General features: G+C 38.4%; 7 protein-coding genes. 4 read left to right on the top strand and 3 right to left on the bottom strand.

Translation table 11 applies throughout. The annotated features are described in order from the left end of the window. Nucleotides 1-667 (top strand): PD-(D/E)XK nuclease family protein (locus tag KJ678_03260; protein ID MBU1017149.1); only part of this gene is annotated, 667 nt, incomplete at its 5' end. A 61-nt stretch (nucleotides 668-728) separates the two neighbouring features. Here KJ678_03260 and KJ678_03255 read toward each other — a convergent pair. Continuing rightward, nucleotides 729-1,043 (bottom strand): hypothetical protein, encoded by a 315-nt coding sequence (locus tag KJ678_03255; protein MBU1017148.1) that lies wholly within the window; start codon nucleotides 1,041-1,043, stop codon nucleotides 729-731. An 89-nt stretch (nucleotides 1,044-1,132) separates the two neighbouring features. Next, on the bottom strand, nucleotides 1,133-1,357 hold the full coding sequence (locus KJ678_03250; protein ID MBU1017147.1) for a hypothetical protein: 225 nt from the start codon (nucleotides 1,355-1,357) through the stop codon (nucleotides 1,133-1,135). 90 nt (nucleotides 1,358-1,447) lie between these two features. On the opposite strand from KJ678_03250, the gene KJ678_03245 reads away from it, so the two are divergent. From KJ678_03245 to tsaD, 3 genes are read left to right on the top strand one after another with little or no spacing between them, the layout of a single operon-like run. After that, complete coding sequence (locus KJ678_03245; GenBank protein MBU1017146.1) at nucleotides 1,448-1,717, top strand: BrnA antitoxin family protein; 270 nt, start codon at nucleotides 1,448-1,450, stop codon at nucleotides 1,715-1,717. Nucleotides 1,718-1,757: 40 nt separating this feature from the next. Next, nucleotides 1,758-3,092: an extracellular solute-binding protein gene (locus KJ678_03240; GenBank protein MBU1017145.1), complete on the top strand. Its 1,335-nt coding sequence runs from the start codon at nucleotides 1,758-1,760 to the stop codon at nucleotides 3,090-3,092. Continuing rightward, complete coding sequence (gene tsaD, locus KJ678_03235) at nucleotides 3,089-4,096, top strand: tRNA (adenosine(37)-N6)-threonylcarbamoyltransferase complex transferase subunit TsaD (protein ID MBU1017144.1); 1,008 nt, start codon at nucleotides 3,089-3,091, stop codon at nucleotides 4,094-4,096. The genes KJ678_03240 and tsaD overlap by 4 nt, the downstream gene beginning before the upstream one ends. Nucleotides 4,097-4,408: 312 nt before the next feature. On the opposite strand, the gene dnaA is transcribed toward tsaD, so the two are convergent. Beyond that, entirely contained in the window at nucleotides 4,409-5,869 is a 1,461-nt protein-coding gene (gene dnaA, locus KJ678_03230; GenBank protein MBU1017143.1) for a chromosomal replication initiator protein DnaA, read from the bottom strand. Between the last annotated feature and the right edge of the window lie 185 nt (nucleotides 5,870-6,054).

Here is a 6,054-nt window from a genome sequence, read left to right as displayed (position 1 = left end):
TAAATATATTCTAAAAATCCCCACTAAATTAAATCACGCTATGACTTTTGGGCAAAGTATCCATAACACTTTGCGGGATTTTCACAATCTTGAAATTAAGGGGCATAAAATGGAGGATACCGATATCTTAAAGATATTTGAAAAAGAGTTTATACCCCTAGGTTATGAGAGCGCTAAACACAAAGAACAAAGATATGAGCAGGGAAGAATAGCATTATTAAATTACGCGAAATGTCGCAAAGAAAAATTTGGGGACCCAAAATTTATTGAAGAAAAGTTTAAGTTAAGAGGTTTTGAAGTTCCCCTTTTTGGTTTTATAGACCGCATAGATTATAAAGATGGGGGGTATGAAATAATTGACTACAAAACGGGTGCCGCCAAAGACCAAAAAATAGTGGACAAAGACGAACAGTTAACTATTTACGCTTTGGCGGCCAGAGAGAAACTTAAAATAATTCCTAAAAAACTGTCTCTTTATTTTATTGAAGAAGATAAAAGAGTGGATACTAAAAGAACAGAGGAGGATTTAGAGAAAGAAAAAGAAAAGGTATCAAAAACTATAAAGGAAATTAAAAGCTCCGTCTTTGAACCTAAAATAGGAATTCAATGTAAATACTGCGCGTTTAACAAAATCTGCCCTTCTTACAAAAATTATCTTAATTATTAAACTTCAAGAAAAAGAAAGCCTGCGGAACCGATAGACAAATTCCGCAGGCTGTTACTCTTTCCTATTTTCTAGTGGTGAGTCTTCGCCAATTTTCTTTTTCAGGGAACTCTATCCGTTTTGCCCTAAAGTCCTCATAACCGGGGCCCGGAATTAGATCATACCCTTCCAACCAATACGCTTGATTTGCGTTAAACCGAATCCAAACACGCTTCAGTTTCGTTCTACCCCGCCTAAAAGACACACCAAGCACCTGTTGCCCGCTACAAATATCGCGGGCAGTAAGTAGTCGCGCAAGAACACTTCGCGAGCGGGAAGTGCTAAAAAGAGCCGCGCCAATAGAGGTTATAAACACCACCTTTTTAGTGTCCTCTGCCACAATATCACTCTCCTTTCCTTGTGTTCAAAGATGAAAAGCCTCTCACAGGGGTTTAGTATACCAAAACAAGGGGTCAATTTAAAGGTAGCTCACATCCATCTGCCCAAATCGCTAAAGAATAGGTAAAAAAATGTTCCTACATACAACAAAAAACAAATTCCGCCCCATACAATTTGTACTAATACCACAACCCAAATAAAATTTTTGGGGTGTGGCCTCTTTTGCTTTTTTAATTTTTTAACATAAAATACAGATAAAAGGGAGGGCAAGAAAAATATGGAAATTGCAATAGCCAACGATACTAAAAAATACATTTGGTTTTATATTACAATTAGACATATACTTATGTAAATAGTTTTTTCTGTATCGTTGTCTAAACAATAGTACAAGGGAAAGGATTTTATATGAAAAAACAACTTAACTTGCCAAAATTTAAAAGCGAATATGCCGAAAGGGAATTTTGGGCTAAAATTAACATAGCTGATTATTTTGAAGCTAGCGATTTTAAGCCGGTTTCCTTTCCTAATCTTAAACCTACCACAAGGGCGATATCCATCCGTCTGCCTGAATATTTAATTGACAGGATTAAGGAACAAGCAAACGAAATAAATGTTCCTTATCAGTCTTTAATAAAAGGATATCTTAAACAAGCTGTGTTTGGACAAGCGGGATAGAAAAATTGACGAAAGGGGAATAGTCGCTTAAAATAGAAATATGCTAACAAAATCAAAACAACGGCTTTTTTCCGCATTCCTATTTTTCCCGCTTATGTTATCGTTTAATTTTTCGGATATACCTTTAATCGGAAGGTTTTTCAAGGATAAAGCAAATTTGGTCTCGTCCTCGGATAAAGTGGAATTAACCTATTGGGGACTTTTTGAAACGGAAGAAACCTTAAACCCCTTAATTAGCGCCTACGAAAAAACGCACCCTAATATTAAAATAAACTACGAGCCCAAAGATTTTAACGACCTAAAAAGCTACAAAGAAACTCTGCAGGCGCGTCTAAAAAACAACACCGCTCCCGATATAATACGAATGCATAGTTCTTGGGTACCCGAATTTTACCCCTATTTAAAACCCGCTCCAAATACCGCTTTTACTAAAGAAACCTACTCAAAAGAATTTTTCCCCGCCGCGGAGGATTGTTGCGTATCCAGCAAAGGCGAGGCGTACGCTGTACCTTTAATGTATGAGGCTTTAGTGGTGTTTTATAACCAAGACATTTTATCCGAAGAAGGTATTAATCGCCTACCCAAAACTTGGGACGATTTTAGGGAGCTAGCAATTGCCTTAACTAAAAAAGACGAACGGGGAAATATAATAAGAGCGGGAGCGGCTATTGGAAATTCCAAAAACATTGCCCACAGCTCGGATATTTTGGGCTTAATGTGGTCTCAAAGCAATGTAAAAATACCGGAAGATTTAGATTCGGATGCCGCCGCCAATGTTTTAGATTATTATGTAAGCTTTTTTAAAACCGACCGCGTTTGGGATAACTGGTTGCCCTACTCGCCTATCGCTTTTGCGGAAGAAAAGGTGGCAATAATGTTTGCTCCAACCTGGCAAAGCTTTAGCATACTAAACAGCAACCCAAATAGCCATATAGGAATTTCCGCCGTTCCTCAAATACCTATATGGCAAAGCCCGGGCATTACTAACATAAACTGGGCAAGTTTTTGGGTTGAAGGGGTTCCCAAGTCAAGCAAAAACAGTAATGCCGCATGGGAATTTTTGAAGTTTTTATCCCAAAAAGAGCAGAGAGACAAACTTTTTAAAGAAAGCGCCCGAATCCGCCCTTTTGGAAACAGTTTTGGGTTAAACGCCCTTTCCGAAACTTTAAGAAATGTAGACTATATTACCAATGTGGTTTTGGGCGCGCCAAACGCCAAAAGCGGTATTATCGCCGATAGGGTAGGCAACAACCTTTATGTGGACGCAATAAATAAAGCGGTAGATACTGTGTTGTCCGGAAAAACCTCCAAAGAAGCATTACTTGACGCTAAAAAAACTATTATAGACGCGCAAAAAGATTCTCAATTAAAATGAAGATTTTAGGAATAGAAACAAGCTGTGATGAAACGGCAGTGGCTGTTGTTTTAAACGGGACAACTATTTTGTCCAATGTAGTTTCTTCAAGCGTAAATCTGCACCAAAAAACGGGAGGTATTGTTCCAGAAATAGCCGCAAGAAAACAAGTGGAAAGCATTATCCCCGTTTTAGACGAAAGCTTAACCTCCGCTAACATTTCATTAAAAGAAGTGGACGCTATAGCCGTTACCGTGGGTCCCGGCTTAATTGGGTCTTTAATAGTGGGCGTAACCACCGCAAAAATGCTGGCGATGTGTCTTAACAAACCTTTGATACCCGTAAACCATCTTTTGGCACATATTTATGCCAACTGGCTAAAGCAGGAACCACAAAAACCGGCGCCCGCATTTCCTTTAATAGGTCTTATCGTAAGCGGCGGACATACGGAACTTATTTTAATGAAAGACCACAACGATATCCGCCCTCTAGGCGCAACAAGGGATGACGCTGCGGGAGAAAGTTTTGATAAGGTTTCCCGGATTTTAAAGTTGGGGTACCCCGGAGGACCCGCCATAGAAAAAAAGGCGAAGGAAATGGATCCTAAGAAGGTTGCGCTGGTTTTGCCCAAACCTTTAATAAATTCTAAAGATTACGATTTTTCTTTTAGCGGATTAAAAACCGCAACTTTCGCCGTTATTCAGAAAAAAACATATTCCCCAGAAGAAATCGCTTTTTGTTTCCAAGAAGCGGTAAGTACCGTTCTTGTAAAAAAGACCGTAAAAGCCGCCTTGGAGTATAAAGTTAAATCCGTTGTTGTGGCGGGCGGGGTTTCGGCGAATAGAAGATTAAAAGAGGTGTTTTTGCAAAACGAAGAATTAAAAAAGAACAAGGTTGAAATTTTTATACCTAAACTAGAACATTGTACAGATAACGCCGCTTCTATTGCCGCTTGCGCGTATTATCATAATAATCCCAAACCTGTGGATGAAGTGACTATAAATACCACTATCAATTGGGGTTAGACCCTTTAAAGGGTCTAACCCCTAACACACCCCTAAGATTTTATACACATTTATTTTCTCTTATATTTAGATATTTTAAATAGTAGTTGTAATAATAAAGGTGGTGGAAAGTCTTAAAAAGTTTTGACGCCTTTTGGATACGGTTTTTTTTAAATCTTGGCTTGTTCAAAAATCCATAGCGAGCCTTGTTTACATTTTTTAATAATGAAAACCCTTAAACAGACAACTTTTTCAATGTGGATTTCTAGTGCGTTTCGGTGGATATTTGTGTGGAAAAATAAGAGGTTTTACCCACAAGCTTTATAGTTAAAACTATTTTATGCCCAAAGATATTTTTATGTTTTCCACATCCTGTTTGAGTTTTGGTTTTTCGGTTATTTCTTTTTCAATTTTTTTTGTGGAATGCAGTACGGTTGTGTGGTCTCTGCCCTCAAACAAGTTGCCTATGTCCGTTAAAGACAGTTCGGTTAGAGTTCTTGTTAAAAACATAGCGACTTGTCTTGGTAGTACGAATTCTTTTAAGCGCCGATGTCCTTTTAGGTCTGTAAGTTTTACGCTAAAATAAGTGGCGGTTATTTTTAGGATGGTGGTGGGGGCAATGTTTTTTGATTTTGTGGTTTTTCCCATAACTTCTTTTACATTTTCCAAAATAAAGGGTTTATTCTCCGATTTCATTCGGGTAATTATTTGGGTAAACATCCCTTCCAATTCCCTTATATTGGTTTCGGTGTTTTGAGCTATAAAGTCGCAAATTTCGTTTGGTATAGAAAGCCGCAGAGCTTCTTTTTTGGAGCGCAGTATAGCGCTTCGCATATCGGTGTCGGGCATTTGCATATCGGCAATCATTCCGCTGGCAAATCTTGAAGACAGCCTTTTTTCTAACTTTTGTATTTCGCTTGGGTGTTTGTCGGAGGTTAAAACAATCTGTTTCCCCGCCATAAACAAAGAATTAAAAGCGTTAAAAAATTCTTCTTGTGTTGCCTCTCTGCCGGCTATAAATTGCACATCGTCAATCAGTAAAACATCCGCTTTTCTAAATTTATCTTTAAATTGTGTTAAAGCGTTTTTTTGGGTTTTGGCAAGTCTAATAGATTCCACAAGTTCGTTGGTAAACGATTCTCCGGGACAATAAACTACGCGGTGTTTTGGAAACTTTTCTAAAATGCGATTTCCTATAGCTTGCATTAAATGCGTTTTTCCAAGCCCCACGCCGGAATAAATAAAAAAAGGGTTATACGCTTTGCCGGGGTTTTCGGAAATTGCCATTGCCACGGTATGGGCAAGACGGTTATTTGCCCCCACAATAAAATTTTCAAAAGTGTATTTTTCAAAAAGGTTAGCGGTAATCCTGCTTTCGCGCGCGCCTTCCTTGTTTGCGGTTTCGGTATTGTTAAACAAGGGTCCTATTTTTTCTTTGGAAAAGGCGGTTTTTAGTTCAAAAGGTTTAACAAGAATAGCCAACTCCACTTTTTCTTTTACCACTTTTTCGGCGGTTTTTTTGATTTGGTTGTAATACCTGCTTTCTACTCTTTCTTTAACAATGGGGCTGTTACAGGTTAAGGTAAGAATGTTGTTTTCAAAAGAATCGGCAGACATTTGGGGAAAAAAAGTTTTAATATCCGCTTGCGATGCGGACAATTTTATTTCTCCGATAATTGTTTTCCAAAGCTGGTTTTTGTCCATACAGGATGTTTTGGGGGCAGGAATGTTTAGTACTATTAATGTAAAAGTTATCCACAACCAAGTCAAGGGGATAGAAAGCCACCAACCCATAGACAAAGGTCTCTCCTTTGCAAAGGAGAGACCTTGTACTATAGGGGGGGGTTTTGCTAAACCCGCGCTGGATTTGGTAAAATATACTAAATGCCTGCTAAAATATCACTAGGATTGTTATTTCTTCCTTTCTTTTTTCTTGTGTCTTCTTCTCCCCTATTTGCCGAAACTTCTTATCACACATT

It is taken from the genome of Patescibacteria group bacterium, from assembly GCA_018817085.1.
Taxonomy (GTDB): domain Bacteria; phylum Patescibacteriota; class WWE3; order CG2-30-40-12; family CG2-30-40-12; genus CG2-30-40-12.
This window is presented reverse-complemented; position numbering and strand designations above follow the sequence as displayed.

What these genes read in the sequence shown, in the direction of transcription:
- KJ678_03250 (MBU1017147.1), bottom strand. Translation starts at nt 1,357, where the DNA reads ATGTATTTTTTAGTATCGTTGGCTATTGCAATTTCCATATTTTTCTTG.
- KJ678_03245 (MBU1017146.1), top strand. Translation starts at nt 1,448, where the DNA reads ATGAAAAAACAACTTAACTTGCCAAAATTTAAAAGCGAATATGCCGAA.
- KJ678_03240 (MBU1017145.1), top strand. Translation starts at nt 1,758, where the DNA reads ATGCTAACAAAATCAAAACAACGGCTTTTTTCCGCATTCCTATTTTTC.
- tsaD (MBU1017144.1), top strand. Translation starts at nt 3,089, where the DNA reads ATGAAGATTTTAGGAATAGAAACAAGCTGTGATGAAACGGCAGTGGCT.
- dnaA (MBU1017143.1), bottom strand. Translation starts at nt 5,869, where the DNA reads ATGGGTTGGTGGCTTTCTATCCCCTTGACTTGGTTGTGGATAACTTTT.